At 63.7% G+C, this 17,780-nt stretch carries 29 protein-coding genes; 20 read left to right on the top strand and 9 right to left on the bottom strand.

The window, feature by feature from the left end; translation table 11 throughout:
• Nucleotides 1-48: 48 nt before the first annotated feature.
• The 6 genes from DIR46_RS07250 to DIR46_RS07275 form a co-directional block, all read right to left on the bottom strand.
• Nucleotides 49-825: an ATP-binding protein gene (locus DIR46_RS07250; RefSeq protein WP_109344633.1), complete on the bottom strand. Its 777-nt coding sequence runs from the start codon at nt 823-825 to the stop codon at nt 49-51.
• Nucleotides 810-1,790 carry a hypothetical protein gene (locus DIR46_RS07255; RefSeq protein WP_109344634.1) on the bottom strand — a complete coding sequence of 327 codons (981 nt, stop codon included), beginning with the start codon at nt 1,788-1,790 and terminating at the stop codon, nt 810-812. Before DIR46_RS07255 ends, DIR46_RS07250 begins: the two co-directional genes overlap by 16 nt.
• Nucleotide 1,791: 1 nt before the next feature.
• Nucleotides 1,792-2,046, bottom strand: coding sequence for a hypothetical protein (locus DIR46_RS07260; RefSeq protein WP_109344635.1), 255 nt, complete (start codon nt 2,044-2,046; stop codon nt 1,792-1,794).
• Nucleotides 2,043-2,372 (bottom strand): hypothetical protein, encoded by a 330-nt coding sequence (locus DIR46_RS07265; protein ID WP_162819458.1) that lies wholly within the window; start codon nt 2,370-2,372, stop codon nt 2,043-2,045. The genes DIR46_RS07260 and DIR46_RS07265 overlap by 4 nt, the downstream gene beginning before the upstream one ends.
• Before the next feature lie 23 nt (nt 2,373-2,395).
• The gene (locus DIR46_RS07270; RefSeq protein WP_109344637.1) at nt 2,396-2,833 is read right to left on the bottom strand and encodes a phage regulatory CII family protein; all 438 of its coding nucleotides are present in this window, start codon (nt 2,831-2,833) and stop codon (nt 2,396-2,398) included.
• A 73-nt stretch (nt 2,834-2,906) separates the two neighbouring features.
• The gene (locus DIR46_RS07275; RefSeq protein WP_109344638.1) at nt 2,907-3,146 is read right to left on the bottom strand and encodes a helix-turn-helix transcriptional regulator; all 240 of its coding nucleotides are present in this window, start codon (nt 3,144-3,146) and stop codon (nt 2,907-2,909) included.
• Nucleotides 3,147-3,193: 47 nt separating this feature from the next.
• Between DIR46_RS07275 and DIR46_RS07280 the strand changes: the two genes are divergently transcribed.
• The 20 genes from DIR46_RS07280 (at nt 3,194) to DIR46_RS07370 (ending at nt 14,702) form a co-directional block, all read left to right on the top strand.
• Complete coding sequence (locus DIR46_RS07280) at nt 3,194-4,012, top strand: LexA family transcriptional regulator (RefSeq protein ID WP_162819459.1); 819 nt, start codon at nt 3,194-3,196, stop codon at nt 4,010-4,012.
• Nucleotides 4,009-4,278 carry a hypothetical protein gene (locus tag DIR46_RS07285; protein ID WP_109344640.1) on the top strand — a complete coding sequence of 90 codons (270 nt, stop codon included), beginning with the start codon at nt 4,009-4,011 and terminating at the stop codon, nt 4,276-4,278. The genes DIR46_RS07280 and DIR46_RS07285 overlap by 4 nt, the downstream gene beginning before the upstream one ends.
• A gap of 35 nt (nt 4,279-4,313) precedes the next feature.
• Nucleotides 4,314-4,664, top strand: coding sequence for a hypothetical protein (locus DIR46_RS07290; RefSeq protein ID WP_109344641.1), 351 nt, complete (start codon nt 4,314-4,316; stop codon nt 4,662-4,664).
• 54 nt (nt 4,665-4,718) lie between these two features.
• Nucleotides 4,719-5,126 carry a type II toxin-antitoxin system PemK/MazF family toxin gene (locus tag DIR46_RS27915; RefSeq protein ID WP_109344642.1) on the top strand — a complete coding sequence of 136 codons (408 nt, stop codon included), beginning with the start codon at nt 4,719-4,721 and terminating at the stop codon, nt 5,124-5,126.
• A gap of 329 nt (nt 5,127-5,455) precedes the next feature.
• Nucleotides 5,456-5,674 carry a hypothetical protein gene (locus DIR46_RS07300; RefSeq protein WP_109344643.1) on the top strand — a complete coding sequence of 73 codons (219 nt, stop codon included), beginning with the start codon at nt 5,456-5,458 and terminating at the stop codon, nt 5,672-5,674.
• Nucleotides 5,671-6,147: a hypothetical protein gene (locus tag DIR46_RS07305; RefSeq protein WP_109344644.1), complete on the top strand. Its 477-nt coding sequence runs from the start codon at nt 5,671-5,673 to the stop codon at nt 6,145-6,147. Before DIR46_RS07300 ends, DIR46_RS07305 begins: the two co-directional genes overlap by 4 nt.
• Before the next feature lie 5 nt (nt 6,148-6,152).
• Entirely contained in the window at nt 6,153-6,284 is a 132-nt protein-coding gene (locus DIR46_RS27605; RefSeq protein ID WP_273035956.1) for a hypothetical protein, read from the top strand.
• A 31-nt stretch (nt 6,285-6,315) separates the two neighbouring features.
• A complete protein-coding gene (locus DIR46_RS07310) occupies nt 6,316-6,498 on the top strand; it encodes a hypothetical protein (protein ID WP_109344645.1) in 183 nt (60 codons plus the stop codon).
• A complete protein-coding gene (locus DIR46_RS07315) occupies nt 6,495-6,890 on the top strand; it encodes a hypothetical protein (protein ID WP_109344646.1) in 396 nt (131 codons plus the stop codon). Before DIR46_RS07310 ends, DIR46_RS07315 begins: the two co-directional genes overlap by 4 nt.
• A gap of 97 nt (nt 6,891-6,987) precedes the next feature.
• Nucleotides 6,988-7,128 carry a hypothetical protein gene (locus DIR46_RS26535; RefSeq protein WP_162819460.1) on the top strand — a complete coding sequence of 47 codons (141 nt, stop codon included), beginning with the start codon at nt 6,988-6,990 and terminating at the stop codon, nt 7,126-7,128.
• Complete coding sequence (locus DIR46_RS07320; protein WP_109344647.1) at nt 7,125-7,322, top strand: hypothetical protein; 198 nt, start codon at nt 7,125-7,127, stop codon at nt 7,320-7,322. Before DIR46_RS26535 ends, DIR46_RS07320 begins: the two co-directional genes overlap by 4 nt.
• Nucleotides 7,322-8,032, top strand: coding sequence for a DUF551 domain-containing protein (locus DIR46_RS07325; RefSeq protein WP_109344648.1), 711 nt, complete (start codon nt 7,322-7,324; stop codon nt 8,030-8,032). The genes DIR46_RS07320 and DIR46_RS07325 overlap by 1 nt, the downstream gene beginning before the upstream one ends.
• A complete protein-coding gene (locus DIR46_RS07330) occupies nt 8,029-9,081 on the top strand; it encodes a hypothetical protein (RefSeq protein ID WP_109344649.1) in 1,053 nt (350 codons plus the stop codon). Before DIR46_RS07325 ends, DIR46_RS07330 begins: the two co-directional genes overlap by 4 nt.
• Nucleotides 9,078-9,677 carry a hypothetical protein gene (locus DIR46_RS07335; RefSeq protein WP_109343773.1) on the top strand — a complete coding sequence of 200 codons (600 nt, stop codon included), beginning with the start codon at nt 9,078-9,080 and terminating at the stop codon, nt 9,675-9,677. Before DIR46_RS07330 ends, DIR46_RS07335 begins: the two co-directional genes overlap by 4 nt.
• Nucleotides 9,670-10,383, top strand: coding sequence for a hypothetical protein (locus DIR46_RS07340; RefSeq protein ID WP_162819461.1), 714 nt, complete (start codon nt 9,670-9,672; stop codon nt 10,381-10,383). The genes DIR46_RS07335 and DIR46_RS07340 overlap by 8 nt, the downstream gene beginning before the upstream one ends.
• Entirely contained in the window at nt 10,383-10,571 is a 189-nt protein-coding gene (locus DIR46_RS07345; protein ID WP_109344651.1) for a hypothetical protein, read from the top strand. The genes DIR46_RS07340 and DIR46_RS07345 overlap by 1 nt, the downstream gene beginning before the upstream one ends.
• A gap of 11 nt (nt 10,572-10,582) precedes the next feature.
• Nucleotides 10,583-10,816, top strand: a complete 234-nt coding sequence (locus DIR46_RS27920) for a DUF4224 domain-containing protein (RefSeq protein WP_162819462.1) — start codon at nt 10,583-10,585, stop codon at nt 10,814-10,816.
• Nucleotides 10,761-12,071, top strand: a complete 1,311-nt coding sequence (locus DIR46_RS07355) for a hypothetical protein (protein WP_162819463.1) — start codon at nt 10,761-10,763, stop codon at nt 12,069-12,071. Before DIR46_RS27920 ends, DIR46_RS07355 begins: the two co-directional genes overlap by 56 nt.
• A 231-nt stretch (nt 12,072-12,302) precedes the next feature.
• On the top strand, nt 12,303-12,971 hold the full coding sequence (locus DIR46_RS07365) for a pentapeptide repeat-containing protein (protein WP_109344655.1): 669 nt from the start codon (nt 12,303-12,305) through the stop codon (nt 12,969-12,971).
• A gap of 168 nt (nt 12,972-13,139) precedes the next feature.
• Nucleotides 13,140-14,702 carry a sensor domain-containing diguanylate cyclase gene (locus DIR46_RS07370; RefSeq protein ID WP_109344656.1) on the top strand — a complete coding sequence of 521 codons (1,563 nt, stop codon included), beginning with the start codon at nt 13,140-13,142 and terminating at the stop codon, nt 14,700-14,702.
• An 18-nt stretch (nt 14,703-14,720) separates the two neighbouring features.
• Here the strand turns inward: DIR46_RS07370 and DIR46_RS07375 are convergent, their stop codons facing one another.
• The 3 genes from DIR46_RS07375 to DIR46_RS07385 form a co-directional block, all read right to left on the bottom strand.
• Nucleotides 14,721-15,125, bottom strand: a complete 405-nt coding sequence (locus DIR46_RS07375; protein ID WP_109344657.1) for a YXWGXW repeat-containing protein — start codon at nt 15,123-15,125, stop codon at nt 14,721-14,723.
• Nucleotides 15,126-15,324: 199 nt separating this feature from the next.
• Entirely contained in the window at nt 15,325-15,669 is a 345-nt protein-coding gene (locus DIR46_RS07380; protein ID WP_109344658.1) for an energy transducer TonB, read from the bottom strand.
• Between the two features lie 95 nt (nt 15,670-15,764).
• Nucleotides 15,765-17,534, bottom strand: a complete 1,770-nt coding sequence (locus DIR46_RS07385) for a methyl-accepting chemotaxis protein (protein ID WP_109344659.1) — start codon at nt 17,532-17,534, stop codon at nt 15,765-15,767.
• Nucleotides 17,535-17,780 lie beyond the last annotated feature (246 nt).

The following is a 17,780-nucleotide window of genomic DNA, read 5'->3' on the forward strand; positions in this document are numbered from 1 at the left end:
CCGGCGCGGTGACTTTTTGCGGCAGCTCACCGCTGATGATCGATGGCATCATGCAGCTGCTCCCACCGGCTGGCGCACGCGCCGCGCATCGCCCCAGTTCAGCGCGCAGCTGAACGAGTTCTCGTGCAGGCGGCTGTGCACGCGCTCGCCGACGTGGCGCGCCAGGTGGTCGAAGGGCTGGTTGCTGATCGCGATGACCGGTTTGTTCTCGTTGTAGCGGCGGTTGACGATCTCGGTCAGCAGCAGCGAGGCGTTGTCCTTGACCGGAATGGCGTCGATCTCGTCGAGCACCAGCACGTCGTAGCTGGCGAAGCGCGCGATGTCGGCCTCTTCGCTCTTGCCCTCGCGGCCGTAGTTCGCCTGGATCTCGCTGATCATTCCCTTGGCCGTGATGTAGCGGACCGAGCGGGCAGCCGAGTGCATCAGGGCCTGGGCCAGCTCGCACGCCAGCAGCGTCTTGCCGGTGCCGGTCGGGCCGACGAGGATCAGCGCCGCCCACGCCCGGTTCTTCAGGATGAAGTCGCTGAACAGCTTGGCCTGGCGCCGCACCGCGCGCTGCGGGTCGGTCGTAGCGATGAAGCGCTGCTCGATGTACTTCGCCGGGATCGTTGCCGCCGCCAGCAGGTCTGCGCGGCGCGCGGTCACCCACAGCAGGTCCGTCTCGGCGGCCATCTTCGCCTCCAGGCATTTCGGGCAGTGCCAGGCCGAGCCCTTGCGCACCAGCACCTCGGCCGTGCCATGCACTTCGCACATGCCGCTGGCCATTTCGACGTGGGCGCTGAAGCGCCCCAGGGCGCCGCCAACGTGGTTCAGTTCGGTCTGCAAAATTCGATCTCCTCGTCAGGGCCCGGCACCGTGGCGCCGTGGCGTTGCATGCTCTCCTCCATCGCGCGCTGGTCGCCGGAGCGGTCCAGGTGCGAGAAGTTGAATTTTTCGTTGACGGCCGGCGGGCGGGCCGCGGTGCGGCGCTCGGCCGGGTTCAGCAGGCGCTCGACGATCGGCGCCAGGTACTGCGGCGGGATGCTCTCGTCGCCCTTGTGCTCCCGGGCCATGCGCACCGCCTCGACCAGCAACTCGATCGAAACCCCGCGATCAGCCCAGCCGATGACGATCGGGTTCATCGAGGTGGCGGTGACGCCAAGGGGGCGCAGTGCAACGGCGATGGCAACCGCCGGGGCGACCGGCTCTGGCAGGTCCTGGCGCGGCGGCAGTGGCGCTGCACCTGGCGGCCGGAAGTCGTCCGGATCGGCAGGACCGCCGCCGCCCTCCGCCGGCGCGCTCGCGTCGGTGGTGGTGGGGGTATCAGGATTCAGGATGGGGGAATCAGGAATCAGGGCGTTATCAGACGGTGGGATAACGTTATCTAACGGTGGCTTAACGTTAGCCTTCGTTTCTACCGCCTTTGCCTTGGTAGATTTGCCTGTTATCCCACCGTTCTTGCTGCGCTCATTCACGGTGTAAAAGCCCTCCGCGTCAGGCAGAGCACTGTCCTTCTCCGTGGAATGAGGTGCTTGGTGCTTGGCGAAGTTGGCGATCTCGATCACCTTGATGCCGTCCGCCTGGTAGCGCGTGATGAAGCCGCTGTCGGCCAGCTGGCCCAGCGCCTGCTCGCAGTCGACGTCGTCGGCCGGGAAGATTTCCATCTTGATCTTCTTCGGACGATCAACCACGCGGCCTTCGCGATCTGCGATGGTCCACAAGCCGATGAACAGCAGCCGGGTGGCGAACGGCAGCTCGACCAACTCGTCGTTGGTGAAGAAGCCGGGCTTGATGTTGCGTGCACGTGCCATTTCAGTGGCCTTTCTCTACCAGCGGCAGCTGGCGGGTGTCGACCGGCTTGGCGACGTAGATCACGCCGCGCTCGCAGTGCTCCAGTTCCGCGCGCTGGGCGACCTGGCAGGCGCGATCGCAGATCGATGCGTGCTGGCCAGCGAACAGGCAACCGCGGCAGCTCTTGGCCGGCCTGGTGGTGAACTGCATGCTCTCGGGATGCAGCGGCTCGCCGTGGTGGCCGAGCCAGTCTTGGATGGCGACGCAGTGCCTCATGCAGTCACCATCAAGGTTGCGGCCGGCGCGCCGAACAGTGCAGCCACCAGCGGGTCGCGCAGGCCCAGGGTCGGGTACTTGCTGCTGATCACGACCTGGCGCTCATCGGCCTGCGAGTACGTCTCGTCGAGGTCGGACGGGCCCAGGCGCCAGATGCAGGCGGTGCCGCCGTGTGCCGACGGCGCGCGCACGGCATTGACCAGGCCAAGGCCGCGCATGTAGCAGAGGCGCGTGCTGACGTCCTTCGTGGAGAAGCCGGTGACGGCGCTGATCTCATCGGTGCGCTGGTAGCCAGCTTCGAGCGCCACCAGGATCGCGGCGCGCATTTGGGGTTGGAAGCGGCGCGACATCACTGAGCCATCCCATTCAGGCGGGCCAGCAGCTCCATCATCGGGCGAATCGAAACGAAGATCGCCTTCTCGATGCTCTCGACCTCGTGGCGGTCGATGCGGCCGTCGGCCAGCGCGGTGTGCACCTGCGTGCCGACCTGGCCCAGGCTCTGCCAGATATCCGTGACCGATTCCAGCACCGCCATGTCGCTGGCCGGCTGCTCGTCGATCTTCGTGCACACGAAGCCGTGCTGGCGCGCCAGGGCGTGCAGAACGTCGTGGCAGCCGGTCAGCTCCATCACCCGCGAGGCGTCGTCCATCGTCAGGACGTTCGTCGTCGAGTTCGGGTTGGCCTTGTTGCGCAGCAGGCCGGCGGTGTAACCCATGCGCACGGCCAGGGCCTCGCAGCCGCCTGGGGCTTCGTGCACGGTACGGTGGAAGGCGTCCTTGTAGTTCATGTGCGGTTCCTGAGAACAAATGATGCGTGGAAATGTTTATGGCGCGACAATGCAGTGATGGAAACTTCGAAAATCACTTCGACTTATCGGCCTGTCGTCGGCGCGGCAGTTCGGGCAGCGGCCCGTAGATGTCGTCGAAGGTGACGCCGAAGCCCAGTCCATGGGCGTAGGTGATCAACCTTCGGGCGACGTCTGGCGGCACCTGTTGCCCCCGCTCGTAGTTCGACACGTTGCCTTGAGTAACGCCGATGCCGGCGGCCAGTGCTTCTTGGGTGACGCCGAGGCGCGCCCGGAGGGATTTGATCGAGTTCATGCTTGAATATTAGTCCGACTAATCATCAATGTCAACAGTCTGACTAATTGTCGAATATTAGTTTTACTTATATCCTCGCGCGTATGCCAGCCTTACCCCTCACAAAAGAGCAGCTCGAAGACGCAGCTCGCCTGAAGCAATTGTTCGCCACCTGGCAGAAAGCCCAGCGCGAAGCTGGGCTCCCCTCGTCCCAAGAGGCGCTGAGCGACCAGCTCGGCTTTAACCAGAGTGCACTCAGCCAGTACCTCAACGGGCGGATCCCGCTGAACATCGACGCCGCGACCAAGTTCGCGAACCTCATCGGGAAGTCCGTCGCCGACTTCAGCCCGCTGCTGGCGGCCCAGATCGAGAAGTACACCGGCCCGGCAGAGCCGGTGGACCCTGCCGCGATGGTCCGGAAGGCGACGCCGGTATCCCTGGATGAGCCGGACCCGAGCGGCCTTATTTCCGTCCAGGCCGTGAACATTCGCGTCGAGGCCGGCGTGCCCGGGTTTGAGGCTGATCGAGAATTCGAGGATGGCGGGCTGATTCAGATCCCTCGGGAAGCGGTCGAGACCGAAGAGTGGGCACCTCAGTGCCTCCTGGCCATCAAGGTGCGCGGCCTGAGCATGCTCCCCGTCTTCGCCGACGGCGACACCATCGTCATCAACGTGGCCGATCGGCGCCTGGTCTCGGGCGAGGTCTACGCAGTGAATTGCGACGGCAAGCCAGCCGTCAAGCAGTTGGTCTTCGAGCGCCACCAGTGGTACATGCGCTCGTTCAATCCGAATTTTCAGCCGGTACCCTACCGCACGCCGGCGTCCGATATTATCGGCAAGGTGGTGTACCAGCCTGGCCGAGTAGTCTCGGGGCGGATGAAGCAATGAGGCGATTCGCGATTGCCGAATGGCTCGGCCCGCTGATCGTTGTCGAGCTGGATCCGGCTGAATTTGATGGGCCAGACATAGAGCGCCTCGAGCAGAAGATCGCCCAGCGATTCCCGGGCATCAACGTGGCGATCATCACGCCGGACTGGGAGGCTGATAGCGGCATCCGTGTGCGCGGCCTCGAGGCCCCGGCTGATGTGCTGGCTTCGCCCGACTTGGCCTGGCGCGACCTGAACCTCCCCGATGACGACGAGCTACCCTTTTAAATCAGAGAAAATGAACGCTATCTCATGGAGGACCGATGAAAAAGTTTATCGCCGCAGCTGCATTATCAGCGATCTCTAGCGCGACTTTCGCGAGCCCCTGTGTCGCGCTCGATTATCAAGAGATGAAGGACATGTCGGTCGAGGAGCTAGCCCTGGAAGCATGCAAGGCAAGCGCATCCGCCGTCAGCAGTTTCGAGAAAAACATGGAGAACCTTGGGAGGCGCGGGCCGAAGCCCTATCCGGACGCGCAGGCTGATTTTGACCAGTGCATGGGCCAGAGCGCTAGGATGGAGCGCGTGTTGGCCGCCAAGGGCGTGCCGAAGGAAAAAATCCCCGCAGTCTGCGAGCAGGCGCGGGCGACGGCGGTAAGGCCGGCCAATCAATAAGGCGCTACGGCACGCCTGGATGCCGCGGGGCTTACGATCCCCAGCAAATAATTTATGGCTCTTAAATTCTTCCCTGAGCAGGGTTCGATTCTGATTTGTGATTTCAAGGGCTTTAACGACCCCGAGATGACGAAGCGCAGGCCTGTCGTGGTCATTTCGCCGAAGAGGAAGCATAGTCCGCGCCTATGCACCATTGTTCCGTTAAGCACGACTGCCCCTAGGCCAGTGGAGAAGTTTCATGTGCGATTGCAGATTGAACCGGCTCTACCGGAGCCGTATGATCGAGCGATATGCTGGGCCAAGTGCGACATGATCTACCAGGTCTCATTTGACCGCCTCTCACTACCGTGCTTCGGCAAGATCTCGGATGGTAGTCGCATGTACTATCAGGTGCCCGTTGCCCCTGAAAAGTTGCTAGAAATTCGACAGGCAGTAGCCTTCGCTCTGGGCCTGCACGATTGACCTTGTAGCGTTTAAACGCTATGATGGTGTCGTTCCTGCGCTGCGCAAGCATCAGGCTGAAGTCCTCTTCGGAGGCCTTTGCACTTGGAGATTGCAATCCTGTGCAACGACATTCGGGCCCCACTTGTTGGGGCCCTTGCTTTTCCCGCCTCCATACCCGCCCAGCGCGGGTATTTTTTTGCCCGTAGCTCGGGCCGGCCTGCCGGCAGCGCCAGCGCGACTATTTTCTCGTAATTATCAGTCCGACTGTTGACATCATAAATTAGTCGGACTAATATGACTCCATCGCAACCGAGCCCAGCAGGGCCCCGGATGAACTGGAGAAAAGCATGGGCAAGTACACCACCGAGCAGCTGGGCCAGATGGCCGCCACCGTGCTCGCAGCGCGTGACGAAGGCGACGACCGCTTCTTCGCGCTGATCATCACCCTATCGTTCACTCTCGGGCTGGACCCGAACGATGTGCTCGAGCGCATTGAGCGACTGGCGCAAGCGCATGCGACGGCACGGCACGCGACAGCAGCCGAATCCAGCGAGGTGCCGGCATGACCCAGCAGTACGACACCGAATACCTGAAGCAGGCGATCGACGACGAGATCAAGCTCGGCCTGCTCGACAAGAAGCTGCGCGGTATAAGGCCGACCACCGTGTGGTTCGACGTGCCAGTTCACGCCCGGCAGCCCGGGATGGCGGCTAGCAGCGGCTACGGCGGCCTTCGCGGCGTCGACTTGCCAAAGTACCGCCGCAACCTGCGCGACGCCGGCGAGCTGGCGATCCGCCGCGGCCTGAACGTCAAGCACGACCACGAGGAATGCAGCGTGTCGGTCAGCTACGGCAGCAGCCGGCGCGCGGTGACCGAGTTCTACGGAGCGCACCCCGAAGTCGCCGCCGCCACGATGGCCGCCATCACCCGCGCCGCGATCCAGCTGCTGACCGAGCAGCGCGACGAAGCTGCCGCGCTCAACCCCACCCGCGCGACTTCGCGCCGCAAGCCCAGCGCCCGGGCGAAAAGCAAGGAGTGACCGCCATGTGCTTCCGCATCACCACCCGCACCGCCACCAGCACCACGACCTACACCGCGATCGGCAACCGCGATGCGCTGATTGACGCCGCCTACGAGGCCGGCGCCCTGGGCGTGACGCTGGTGGTCGAACAGTAACCGGCCGCGCGCCACCATCAGGAGATTGAGCATGCCCCAGAAAAAACGCCGCATCTACCGCGCGCCGAGTGCCGACAGCCAGGGCATGACCCAGGCCGACCTGGATGCGATCCGCAACTATCGCGCCAACCGCGGCTCGTCGCGCTACTACAGCGACCTGAAAGCGATCGACAGCAAGGCCCCCATCACCCAGCCAGACGAGGCCAAGAAATGACCAGCACCAGCCTGCCAGCACCAGCACCAGCACCCGGCGCGCTGCGGCGCCGCGTCGACGACCTGTTCCTGCCCGGCCATTCGCTCGACTGGGGCGAGGATGGATCGCCGCTGCCGCCTTCGACCGTCGTCTACCAGTACCGCCCGCGCGCCGACGAGCGTCACCGCCTCTGGGCCGACATCAAGACCGAGGAGCTGCTGGCCTATGTCCAGGCCGCGCCGGAGCGCTTCGAGCTGCGCGCGCTGTACAAAGATTCGATCGAGGACCTGGTGCGCGCACCATCGGTCGTGGTGCTCACGGCGCTGGCGGCGCTGGACCGCTCCCGCTTCGAGGCGGAGGCCGCAAAAGCGAAGCTGCGCGCCGCGCTCGCCGCCCTGGGAGGCATGCCATGAAGCGCCCGTACAGCGAGCACGATCTCGCCGCCGCCAGCCGCTTCACGATCGCGGTCTTGGCCGTAGTCGTCCTGTGCACTGCAGCCATCTTGAACGGGTGGCCGCTGTGATCCGCCGCATCGCCCTGGCCCTGGTCGCCGTCTTCGCCCTGCTGCTGATCATCGGCGATATCCAGCGCGTAGAACACGAAGAGGAAATGCGCGAGGTCTACCGCGCGCTCGAGGCGGTCGAGTCGTGAGCTTCGAAGCCCTGCGCGTGACCTTCCAGTGCCCCGAGCGGCTGGCGCGCCACCTGTACGACGAGCTGAGCGCCGCGCGTGCCGAGATCGCCCGGTTCGAAGCCGCGTTGTCGCTGGCCGAGGCCCAGCGCGACAAGCTCAAAAACAAACTGGCGCCGCCGGCCGAGCGACGCACACATCGAGGACAGAACTGATGAACCAAGTAATCACCCGCGCCACCGGCGCCACTCCCAGCGCCACGCCACCGGCCACCGCGCGGCGCACCTGGGCGATCCTGCTCACCAGCGCGAACCACGGTGTCGTCGGTCCGCTCGGCAGCACCTTCCCTCACGCCGGCGAACACCACGAGCGCGTGCAAGTCGTCGAGCTGGTTGAGGCCGGCGCACCCCCGGCACCAGACGTGGATCTCGCCGGTCTGCTCCGCTTCAACATGGCCGGCGAGCCAGTTGCGATCGAAGGTGCGGCCCCGGTCGCGGCACAAGCCGGTCAGGTAGCGGCGGCCGACCTGCACGACGCGATCATTCGCCTGCGGGAGACATCGCCCTACGATCCAGTTCGCCACAGCACTGAGCATGTCGCATACAAGTGCGGCCACCGCGACGCGCGCCACGCTGCCGCCGAGTTGGCTACTGGTTCTACGGCCGGTCAGGTAGCGGTGCCGGGGTGGATCAGCGTGGACGAACGCTTTCCGGGCGAGCAAGGGCAGGACAGCGAAGAGGTGCTGTGCTTTCTGAGCGGGCATTGCGCCATGACTGATTTCGAGTGTCGTGACGGCGCGGGCTGGGGCATCCGCCTCGGCTATTACGACGCTGAGAAGGGCATGTTCCGCACCGGCGGCCGCCCAGATGCGAGCGTCACCCACTGGATGCCACTTCCCCCATCGCCAGCAAAGGAATCGAAATGAGCAATCCAACTGAACTGACGGACCTGGACCGCCTGGAAGCGCTGGCGCGCGCGGCAACGCCTGGACCGTGGTCCTGGTGGACCAGCAACAGCATCCTTCGCCTGAGTGCCGACGACGGAATCGACGGTGGAGTCCTGCACGCCTACTCCCATCGTGGCTACGCCGACATCTGCTGTGGAGAGAGCGACCGCGCCTTCATCGCCGCCGCCAACCCTGCCGCCGTGCTGGCCCTGATCGAATTGGCTCGCCGCGCCCAGCCAGAGGGCGAAGCGCCGCAAGCCGACACCATCGACACTCCCGAATTCCGCGATTTACTGCATACCGTACAGGCGCTATTCATCGGCGACGCAAGCGCAGCCAAGGCGGCACTCATTGCCCACATCGACGCCCGTATCGCCCCAGCCGCCCAGCATGCAGAGAGCGGCGCACTCGAAGCCGAATTGAAGCGTCGCATGGCCACGTATGCAGCAGGCCACGAAGCCGCTGTCGAATATCTGCGTTCGGAACTGGAGAAAGCACGCGCAGCCCTCACCGCTCAGTCCCAAGACACCGGCCTGCTGAAATTGGCGCTCGAACAGGCGAAGTCTCGGATCGCACAAGCAGATGCGCGGATCGAGGAACTGGAAGCCGCTCAGTCCCAAGGCGCACAGCCCAGCCTTGCCGCACTCGATCAGGCGTGGAAGCTTGGGCTGAAAGCCGATGTCGACGGGTGGGCCGATCTGCGCGCCCAGCAAGCCGCAGCACCTGGCGCGCTGGCCGTGATTCCCGTGTCCGCAATCCAGGAGATCGTGGACACAAAGTATCCGGTAAGCCGCAACGATTATACGTCGGTCAACAGCATCCTGAAGAAGCTCGAAGCTGCTATTGCTGCCGCCCCTAGCGCCCCCGGCACACCGGAAGCGCCGGGGCTGCCGGGCCAAACCGATGAGGAAGCCTATGCGGGTTCGGGCTATCACCACGTCATGTCGCTCGACACCTTCAAGACGTTCCGGCGCGAGTACGAAAATCGCGCCGCCCAGCTCGACGGCGGCCAGGGAGATGGAGCATGAAGCCGCTGAAAGCCTACCAGGTCCACGACGGCGACGAGGGCTGGTCGATCCAGTTCGCCACCAACAGCGCCACCGCGCGCCGCCATGGCGCCAACGAGATCGGCTGCGACTGGGAAGACATCGAGTCCTGCCGCCGTATGCCGGTGCTCGACCAGCACGCTCCAGGGCCTGTGCCGGTAAGCGCGATGCTGGCAGCCGGCTGGTGGTTCGAGTGCATGCACTGCGGCACTCAGGTCTATGACGATCATGAAGGCCACATCGCCGAAGGGCAGCACGTGTACTGCAGCGAGCGCTGCTCCCAGAGGGAATGGCTGGATCGCCGCACCCGCCAGCGCGCCGAGGTCGACCTGATCGAGCTGTTCGAGGCGAAGTTCCCGGGCTGCACCATCAAGCACGTCCACGTGTACCGCCGGCTCGAAGCCAAGGAACACAAGAACGACGGCGGCAAGGCGCTGGTGCGCTTCAGCTTCCCAGGCGCCAAGTATCAGTCGACGTTTGAGTTCGGCGACGACCACGTGTCGATCCCTCTTATCGACGTCGATGCGTGGCATGCCTGGCGCGGCACGAAACCTGAGCAGGAGGCCGACCATGGCTAACCCCTCCCATGACCTGCTGCCGTGTCCGTTCTGCGGTAGCGCCGAAGTCTCCCGCGACGCATGGGAAAGCTTGACGGCTGAAGGCCCGGGATGCGACGAGTGCGGCGCTACTGCTGCCACGGATGCAGACTGGAACCGCCGCGCCACCCCGCCATCGCCCAGCACCGCGCCCGAGGTGAAGACGTGGCAGGAGCGATGCGGGGATACCGGGATGATGCCGTCGCTGCAAGAGGCGTCGCTCGCCATGAAAGCCGAAATCGCCGATCTCCGCGCCGCCCTTGCTTCTCGCCCTGCTGAGGTGGACGACGAAGGGCTGCCGGCGCCAGCAGCCTGGGCGGTGGGCGAGGAACTCTTCACTTGCCATGATGCCATTCCTTTCCGTCTACTGCCGCCTATTGGTCAGCCTGAACCGCTATTCACCGCCGAGCAGTACCGCCAGGGCCAGCGTGATGCGGTGGCGGCGGATCGGGCGCGGCGTGGGGCGGTAGAAAAGCCGCAGGTCGTGCAGGACTGGCGCGCGCTTGGCTACGTCGTGGGCGCAACCGTTCGGCAGGAGATCGGCCTCGGCAGGTACGACGACGCCGTTATCACCCATGCGGAGAGAAATGGTGCGCTGGACGTCGAGATGAACGGTCGCGCCTACGGCTGGTCGGCGCAGTTCTGCAAGGTCGTGGCAGCGCCGACCGAAAAGAAGGCGGCGAGCTAATGGTCGACCTGAGCAACATCACGCACGAGGCGCGCCGCCAGCACCAGTGCGCATTCTGCGGCCTGTCGATCCAGACCGGCGAGCGGTATGTGCGCGCCAAGGCGCCGGGCGGCGGGCTTCTGGCGAAGCGCGCGTTTCACAGCAAGTGCTATGCCGGGCTGAGCGCGGCAGTAGCAAAAAAAGGATGAGCGGAGGATGTATGAGCGCAAGCGGATACTTGAGCGCGGATGAGTTGGCCGAGTTGGTCGACTGCAAACCGAACCAGCGGACGAGGATGGCAGCATGGCTGCGCGCGAGGAAGTGGCGATTTGAGGTGGGCTCGACCGGGCTGCCGAAAGTTGCGCGCGCCTACCATGACCGTATGATGGGCATTACCGATGAGCCAAAACGACAAAAATATGCGGACGAACCGAACCTCCAGGCCTTCTCTTAAAGAGCGCACAGGGATCGACCGGCTCTATAAAAGAACCGGCGTAAAGAAAGTGTCTTGGTATTACCAATACCCGGACGGGAAGAACGAAACTCTGGCCACGGCGGCGGTCGGCGACAAGCAGGCAATCCGCGAAGCCGACATCGTGGCCAAGCGCCGCGCGATCGATATCCAGCAGGGCCGGATCATAGCCGGCTCGCTGGGCGAGCTTATTGACCGGTTCAAGACGGAAGAGGATCCGAAGCACTACCGCGACCAGTCGAAGGAAGGCATTGCGGTCCGGAATGGCATCTACGCCAACCTGACGAAGTTCTTCGGCCAGATGGCGCCGCGCTCGCTCAGGACGATCCACGGATACCAGTACGTGGAGGCGCGCGCTTCGGCCGGCGCGCCGGCGAAAGCCTGGAAGGAGCTCTACACCTTCTCGACGATTTGCAAGAAGGCGATCCGATGGGGGGTGATGGAATTGAATCCATTTGTGGACATGGATACCGATGTGCTCGAGAAGGACGTACGCACAGTGTCGAGGTCACAGATCGTGCGCTTCTACTTTTGGACCCAGCGCCAGGAAAACCGCGTGGCCCGCCTGATGGGGTGCATGGCCCTTTTCACCTACCTGACCGGCTTCCGGACAGCAGAGGTCCGGCCTATGCTGAAGACTGCCTGTGGCAAAGAAGGTGTGACCGCGGTGGGCGCGAAACGGAAACGGGGTGAGGCTGAGACGCTGAAGCTGCGAGAGTGGTCACCGCGGCTGCGCATGGTGGTCAAGCGCGTGGAGCAGGCGCAGCAGCATATGCCATCGATTCCCCAGGAAGCGAGCCAAGCCCTGGCGCAGATCGCGATATCGATAGCCCGGGGCGAGACTGCGAAAGCTGCAGCTGCCGCCGCCGGCATGAAGGAGTCGACCTACTACTACTGGGTCAACAGAATGAAGAAGGATGAGCGGGTCAAGCCGAAGGAGTCGGTCTATATGTTTCCCGCAGCGGGCGGTAAGTGTTATACAAAGGGCGGTCTGACCTCATCCTGGGGCGAGGCGATGCTGACCTACGTGAAGACGCTGGACCCTGATGTGACCGAGAAGACGCTGACGCAGCACCCCGAATACTTCGCCCAGTTGGACATCAGGCCGGCCGCGATCACGACGAAGCTGTCGAAGCGGGAGGCCGACGCCTACGACTTCGCGGCCCACGCAAACCCGTCGACGACGCACCGTCATTACGACCGGCGAAAGGTGCGAAAAGCGAGCGCGACCGAGTAAGATTTTTTACAACGCCCCATTTCCCTCATAGGGGAGAAATCCGCAAAAAGTCGAGTCGCCGTTGTAACACCAAAAGCGTAACGCTTTGATATAATTGCGGAAATCCATGGGCCGCTGCTGGATTGTGATTCCTGTTGTCGTGGGTTCGAGTCCCATCAGCCACCCCACCGAATTCATGAAAAAGGTCACCTGCTCCGGCATGTGGCCTTTTTTGTTTTCCGAAGGACCCGCATGCAGATCACAGGACAAACCCTCACTCGCGCGGATGTCGAAGCGGCATTACCCCACGCCCCACTCGTCTTCCAGGATTGCAACCTCGACGGCGCCGACCTGTCGCGCCTCGACCTGCGCAACTGCACCTTTACCAGCTGCAGCATCGCCGAGACCTCGTTCTACGCCGCCAAGCTGGGCCAGACCACCTGGCAACGCTGCCGCGGCCGGCAAGCCGATTTCGAAGCGGCCGACCTGACCGACGCCCGCTTCCAGGGCTGCGACCTGAACAACAGCAGCTGGCGCCGCGCCCACCTGGCCTCGCTCACCGTCAAGGGCTGCAAGCTGACCGGCGCCAGCTTCGAGGAAGCGGCCCACCTTGGCCTGGAGTTCGAGGATTGCCTGCTGGTCGGCGCCGACCTGCGCCGCATGTCCTTCCGCAAGGCCAAGCTCATCCAGCTGGACTTCGGCGACGCCGACCTGGCCGCCTGCGACTTTCGCGACGCCGTGTTCGAGGGCGGCAGCCTGCGCGGCGCCAACCTCAAACAGGCGCGCTTCGACAACGCCGACTTGCGCGAAGCCGACCTGGGCGGCATCACGCTGGCCGATATCAAACTGTTCCAGGGCGCCTGGATCACGCCGCGCCAGGCCGCGGAACTGGTCAGCGAACTCGGACTGCGCGTAGCCTGAACCCAGCTTCACATTTGGCGCCCATCCCAGGACACAGATGTAAAAATCCCCAGCTTAACCGCTGGATAAGACGTGATGTGCGACAATTGGTGAGTTTTCCAAAAAGAAATTTTCCCCGCTATTTCGATGTCGCAAGCCAGTCGTCGTTCAACGGCGGCTCCCCGATGTATGCCAGATAAGAGTACCGCTCCCGAAATATCTCGCCTGACCGCCGAAAAACGTCCTGCAGTGCGCAATGCCGTGCTGTTCGTGGCCGCCCTGTGCCTGTTGTTGCTGACCATACAGGTTTCAGACGGTTGGCGCGCGCGCAAGGAGCGTCTGGCGGAGGTGGGCGTCGCCACCACCAATATGTCGCATGCGCTGGCGGCGCAGGCCGAGAGCGCGGTGCGGGTGGTGGACACGGTACTGGCCGGCGTGGTCGAGCGGGTCGAGACCGATGGCATGAAGGGCACGGGGCGCCCGCGCCTGCAATTGCATCTCAAGAATATGGTGACCGAGGTTGAAGAGCTGCACGGCCTGTTCGTGTTCGGCGCCGACGGCCACTGGCTGATGACCTCGCAGGACCGCCTTCCGTTGTACACGGTCGACGACCGCGAATACTTCCAGTACCACGTGAGGAATCCCGACCGCTTCGTCCACGTGGGCAAGCCGGTACGCAGCCGCTCCAGCGGCGAGTGGGTGCTGCCCGTCTCGCGCCGCCTCAATAATCCGGACGGCACCTTCGGCGGCATCGCACTTGGCACGATCCGCATCGATTACTTCTCCACCCTGTACAAGACCTTCGACGTGGGCAGCAATGGCGTGATCATGCTGACCCTGGACGACGGCACCCTGATCTACCGCCTGCCGCACAACGAAAAGCTGGTGGGAACCGATATCAGCAACGGCCCGGTCCACCAGATGTACCGCAGCCTGGGACCGGCCGGCACCGCCATGCTGCGCTCGAAGATCGACGGCATCGAAAGGCTGTACAGCTACCGCCACCTGGAAACCTATCCGCTGATCGTCGCCACCGCGCAGAGCAAGCACGAGATCCTGGAAAAATGGCTGAAGTCGATGCTCGGCCAGGCCCTGATCACCCTGGTCGCCATTGCATTCCTGCTGTATTTCGGCCGGCGCCTGGTGCGCCAGATCGTGATTCGCGACCACCTCGAGCACGAGCTGGTGCAGGCGCGCGAACTGCTGCAGGAACATAACCGCGCGCTCACGGTCCTGGCCGACCACGACGGCCTGACCGGCATCGCCAACCGGCGCCGCTTCGAGGAAGCCCTGGACGTGGAGTTCGCGCGCGCAAGCCGGAGCGGCGCACCGCTGTCGCTGCTGATGTTGGACGTCGATTTCTTCAAGCGCTACAACGACACCTATGGCCACGTGGCTGGCGATGCCTGCCTGCGCCAGGTGGCGCACGCCCTGAACGACAGCCTGGTGCGGCCGGCCGACCTGGCCGCGCGCTATGGTGGGGAAGAATTCGTGGCCTTGCTGCCGGATACCGATCCGGCCGGCGCCAGGATGGTGGCCGAGCGCATCCGCCAGGCGGTGATGGCGCTTGCGATCCCGCACGTGGGCAATGGCGCCGGCATCGTGACGATCAGCGCCGGCGTGTACACCAGCAGTGCCGCGGCGGCGGCGGACAGCGCCACCGTGCTGGTGGAGCGGGCCGACGCCCTGCTCTATCAAGCCAAGCAGTCGGGCCGCAACCAGGTGTGCGGCGGCGATCTCGCCGCACCCTGAGCCGGTGGCCCGCCACGATCAATGGCGGTAAGGGTTGTTGGGGCGGGCATCGTGGCGGTTGGGGACGCCGTCACGATCGCGGTCGCGGTAGGCCGCCACCTGGCGCGACTGGTGCCAGCCGCCGCGGTCGAGATACCAGCCATTGCGGTCCTGGCGCCATTGCGCCCGCTGGTAGGCATAGCCAGGACGCACTTTCTCCCAGTGACCGGCGACCCAGTTGTGGCGGCGGCCGTTCCAGTCCCAGTAACCCGACACCCACTCAAAGCCGCGGCGCGCGGCCGGTACGGCTTCGCGGCGGGGCGCCGGCGGCGCCTTCTTGATCACGATCACTTCGGCACGCGGATGGGCGGCCTGGGCCTGCACTGGGGCGAATGCTGCGCTACCGATCAGGATGGCGGCGGCAGTGGCGAGAATGGTTTTCATGGTGCTCTCCGTTTCGGTTGGTGTGAGACCACTATAGCCAGACGGGGCGCCAAAAAGATGAAATGAAGGAAGTCTTTACAGCCGATACATGCCGCTACAAACTTGTAACAGCGAGTGGATAATTGCGGAGGGAGGAAGAAAAGCGGGCGCTGCAAAAACACAGCCGGCTATGGAAGCCGGCTGTGCAAAGGGGAAGGTATTAGTCGAGCTTGAAGGCGTAGTCGACCTTGGTCCAGGTCTGGGCCGGTGCGCCATCCTTGGTGCCCGGCTTGAACTTGCACGAGGTCAGGCCCTTGACCAGAGCGCGGTCCAGGTTCTTGAAGCCGCTCGACTTGTCGATCTTCGATTCCGCCACGGTGCCGTCCGCATTGACCAGGAACGATGCCGAGGTCGTGCCCTGCTCTTCGTTCATCAGCGACGACTTTGGATATTCGATGGTGCACTTCTTCGGATCGAACGACGCCGCGGTTTCGGCGGCGAAGCTGGCGCTGGCGGCAGCGGTGAGGGTCAGTGCGACGAACAGCTTGGCAGACAGGTTTTTCATGATTTCCCCAAATAAGGTTTTTAAGAGTTAAATGTCGTGATGCGTGCTGCGCGCCGCCCGACTGGCCGGCGCATGACTGCTTAGTGAAAGAGTGCTTAGAATTCTTCCCACTCGTCGTTGCCGACGGCGGCAGCTGCCTTTTTCGGCTTGGGCGCGACTTCCGCCTCTTCCGGATTCACCGCGGCGCTGGCGGCGGCCGGCTTTTTCGGCGCCGGCGGTACTGGACGCTTCGCGGCCGGACGGACCACCACCGCGGTGGTGGTCGCGACTGGCGCCTGCGCCTCGAATTGGAACTGTTCACCCTCATCCAGCTTGAAGATGCTGACCACACGGGCCAGTTCGCCGGCCTGGTCCTGCAGGCTCTGGGCGGCCGCTGCGGCTTCTTCCACCAGCGCGGCGTTTTGCTGGGTCATGCCATCCATCTCGATGATCGAGGTGTTGACCTGGGCGATGCCGGCGCTCTGTTCGGCGCTGGCGTTGGCGATCTCGCTCATGATGTCGGTCACGCGCTTGACGCTGGTAACCACTTCATCCATCGTCACGCCGGCCTGGCCGACCAGTTTGCTGCCGCGCTCGACCTTCGATACCGAATCGTCGATTAGGGTCTTGATCTCTTTCGCCGCCGCAGCCGAACGCTGGGCCAGGTTACGCACTTCGGATGCCACGACCGCGAAGCCACGGCCCTGTTCGCCGGCACGGGCCGCTTCGACCGCGGCGTTCAACGCCAGGATGTTGGTCTGGAAGGCAATGCCGTCGATCACGCCGATGATGTCGGCGATCTTGCTGGCCGAGCCGTTGATCTCACCCATGGTGCCGACCACTTGCGACACCACGTCGCCGCCCTTGCGGGCCACGTCCGACGCCGCTGCCGCCAAGGCATTGGCTTCACGGGCATTGTCGGCGTTCTGCTTGACGGTCGAGGTCAGTTGTTCCATCGCCGATGCGGTCTTTTCCAGCGAGCTGGCCTGCAGTTCGGTACGCGAGGACAGGTCGATATTGCCGGCGGCGATTTCACGCGAGGCGGTGCCGATGGTTTCGGTGCCGCGGCGCACCTGGGACACGATGTCCACCAGGCTGTTACGCATTTCCTTCATTTCGACCAGCAGGCTGCCGCGGTCCGATTCCTTGGTGTCGATGGCGATCGACAGATCGCCGTGGGCGATGCTGCCGGCGATCTTGGCGGTGTAGCCAGGCTCGCCGCCGAGCTGCTTGAGCAGGCTGCGGGTGATCACGACGGCGGCCGCCACGCCCAGCACCACGGCCAGGGCCAGCAGGACCAGCATGAAGTTACGGGCATTGTCGAACGCCGCTTCGGCATCGGCCTTGGTCTGGGCGTTCTGTTTTTCTTCCTGGGCGGCCAGCGCGTTCAGGGCGTCGGTCCACTTGCGCTGCACCGGACGTACTTCGCGCACCATGACGCGGGTGGCGTCCATGGCGTTGGCTGCCAGATAGAGTTCGGTGGCGCGGGCGATCGCCGGCATGGCGGCGGCTTCGTGTTCCTTGATCTGGCCCAGCAGCGCCTTTTCCTGGTCGTTGCCGTTCGATGCGAACAGCGCGGTCAGTTTGCGCTGGGTTTCGTTGTATTGGGCGGTCTGTTCCTTGAACTTGGCGATCTCCGGTTCCATGTCGGCAGGGTCGGCCATCAGGGTCAGGACGCGCAGCGACTGCAGGCGATCGTTGACGTTGTTGCGCATCTCGATCACGAGGCCGGTCGACACATTGCTCACGCTGACCACGTGATCAAGGCGATCCTGGATCTGCGCCATGCGCAGGATACCCACTACAGCAACCGCTACCAGCAGCACCAGGATCAGTGCGAAACCGAGGGCCAGACGGGTACCGACCTTCATGTTGTTCAAATTCATTCGTGTTTTCCCTGTAACTTTATTGATCGAAACTCGCTCGGAGAGACTAGCGCCGTGCGAAGCGCATCTGAAATCGGTGTTTCTGCACGATTTCGAGTGTTTCCGACAGGATAAATCAAGATTTCATGTCGCTAGTCAGAAAATCTCTTGCTCGACCGAATTGTTTCGGCACAACAACAGGATTGATACACTGCAACATTGGAACAGGACTGCATTATGGAACGACTATTTCCACACAGCAAGCAA

It is taken from the genome of Massilia oculi, assembly GCF_003143515.1.
Classification (GTDB): domain Bacteria; phylum Pseudomonadota; class Gammaproteobacteria; order Burkholderiales; family Burkholderiaceae_D; genus Telluria; species Telluria oculi.

What these genes read in the sequence shown, in the direction of transcription:
- DIR46_RS07300 (WP_109344643.1), top strand. Translation starts at nt 5,456, where the DNA reads ATGGGCAAGTACACCACCGAGCAGCTGGGCCAGATGGCCGCCACCGTG.
- DIR46_RS07340 (WP_162819461.1), top strand. Translation starts at nt 9,670, where the DNA reads ATGGCTAACCCCTCCCATGACCTGCTGCCGTGTCCGTTCTGCGGTAGC.
- DIR46_RS07345 (WP_109344651.1), top strand. Translation starts at nt 10,383, where the DNA reads ATGGTCGACCTGAGCAACATCACGCACGAGGCGCGCCGCCAGCACCAG.
- DIR46_RS27920 (WP_162819462.1), top strand. Translation starts at nt 10,583, where the DNA reads ATGAGCGCAAGCGGATACTTGAGCGCGGATGAGTTGGCCGAGTTGGTC.
- DIR46_RS07365 (WP_109344655.1), top strand. Translation starts at nt 12,303, where the DNA reads ATGCAGATCACAGGACAAACCCTCACTCGCGCGGATGTCGAAGCGGCA.
- DIR46_RS07370 (WP_109344656.1), top strand. Translation starts at nt 13,140, where the DNA reads ATGCCAGATAAGAGTACCGCTCCCGAAATATCTCGCCTGACCGCCGAA.
- DIR46_RS07275 (WP_109344638.1), bottom strand. Translation starts at nt 3,146, where the DNA reads ATGAACTCGATCAAATCCCTCCGGGCGCGCCTCGGCGTCACCCAAGAA.
- DIR46_RS07335 (WP_109343773.1), top strand. Translation starts at nt 9,078, where the DNA reads ATGAAGCCGCTGAAAGCCTACCAGGTCCACGACGGCGACGAGGGCTGG.
- DIR46_RS07265 (WP_162819458.1), bottom strand. Translation starts at nt 2,372, where the DNA reads ATGCGCGCCGCGATCCTGGTGGCGCTCGAAGCTGGCTACCAGCGCACC.
- DIR46_RS07310 (WP_109344645.1), top strand. Translation starts at nt 6,316, where the DNA reads ATGCCCCAGAAAAAACGCCGCATCTACCGCGCGCCGAGTGCCGACAGC.
- DIR46_RS07380 (WP_109344658.1), bottom strand. Translation starts at nt 15,669, where the DNA reads ATGAAAAACCTGTCTGCCAAGCTGTTCGTCGCACTGACCCTCACCGCT.
- DIR46_RS07305 (WP_109344644.1), top strand. Translation starts at nt 5,671, where the DNA reads ATGACCCAGCAGTACGACACCGAATACCTGAAGCAGGCGATCGACGAC.
- DIR46_RS07285 (WP_109344640.1), top strand. Translation starts at nt 4,009, where the DNA reads ATGAGGCGATTCGCGATTGCCGAATGGCTCGGCCCGCTGATCGTTGTC.
- DIR46_RS07270 (WP_109344637.1), bottom strand. Translation starts at nt 2,833, where the DNA reads ATGAACTACAAGGACGCCTTCCACCGTACCGTGCACGAAGCCCCAGGC.
- DIR46_RS07325 (WP_109344648.1), top strand. Translation starts at nt 7,322, where the DNA reads ATGAACCAAGTAATCACCCGCGCCACCGGCGCCACTCCCAGCGCCACG.
- DIR46_RS07290 (WP_109344641.1), top strand. Translation starts at nt 4,314, where the DNA reads ATGAAAAAGTTTATCGCCGCAGCTGCATTATCAGCGATCTCTAGCGCG.
- DIR46_RS07315 (WP_109344646.1), top strand. Translation starts at nt 6,495, where the DNA reads ATGACCAGCACCAGCCTGCCAGCACCAGCACCAGCACCCGGCGCGCTG.
- DIR46_RS07260 (WP_109344635.1), bottom strand. Translation starts at nt 2,046, where the DNA reads ATGAGGCACTGCGTCGCCATCCAAGACTGGCTCGGCCACCACGGCGAG.
- DIR46_RS07355 (WP_162819463.1), top strand. Translation starts at nt 10,761, where the DNA reads ATGAGCCAAAACGACAAAAATATGCGGACGAACCGAACCTCCAGGCCT.
- DIR46_RS07330 (WP_109344649.1), top strand. Translation starts at nt 8,029, where the DNA reads ATGAGCAATCCAACTGAACTGACGGACCTGGACCGCCTGGAAGCGCTG.
- DIR46_RS07375 (WP_109344657.1), bottom strand. Translation starts at nt 15,125, where the DNA reads ATGAAAACCATTCTCGCCACTGCCGCCGCCATCCTGATCGGTAGCGCA.
- DIR46_RS27605 (WP_273035956.1), top strand. Translation starts at nt 6,153, where the DNA reads ATGTGCTTCCGCATCACCACCCGCACCGCCACCAGCACCACGACCTAC.
- DIR46_RS07255 (WP_109344634.1), bottom strand. Translation starts at nt 1,790, where the DNA reads ATGGCACGTGCACGCAACATCAAGCCCGGCTTCTTCACCAACGACGAG.
- DIR46_RS27915 (WP_109344642.1), top strand. Translation starts at nt 4,719, where the DNA reads ATGGCTCTTAAATTCTTCCCTGAGCAGGGTTCGATTCTGATTTGTGAT.
- DIR46_RS07385 (WP_109344659.1), bottom strand. Translation starts at nt 17,534, where the DNA reads ATGAATTTGAACAACATGAAGGTCGGTACCCGTCTGGCCCTCGGTTTC.